The organism is Methanofollis fontis, from assembly GCF_004297185.1.
Taxonomy (GTDB): Archaea; Halobacteriota; Methanomicrobia; order Methanomicrobiales; family Methanofollaceae; genus Methanofollis; species Methanofollis fontis.
The window spans coordinates 1-277 of the sequence record NZ_PGCL01000022.1; the positions used below are offsets into that span (position 1 = coordinate 1).

The following is a 277-nucleotide window of genomic DNA, read 5'->3' on the forward strand; positions in this document are numbered from 1 at the left end:
AACCCACACGCCCGCACGCCAGGACTCCGCCCGGCCACCAGCACCGCTCCCGCCATCACCCAGTAAAACGCGAACATCACCACCACGTACACGTTCCCGGTCACCGCCCCATACGCCACCCAGAACAGGTTCCCGATCACCCAGGCACCAAACCCACACGCCCGCACGCCAGGACTCCGCCCGGCCACCAGCACCGCTCCCGCCATCACCCAGTAAAACGCGAACATCACCACCACGTACACGTTCCCGGTCACCGCCCCATACGCCACCCAGAACA

Annotated in this window: 1 pseudogene; it reads right to left on the reverse strand. The window is 66.1% G+C overall.

The window, feature by feature from the left end:
- Window positions 1-277: pseudogene (locus CUJ86_RS11945) on the reverse strand (hypothetical protein); the annotation flags it as partial.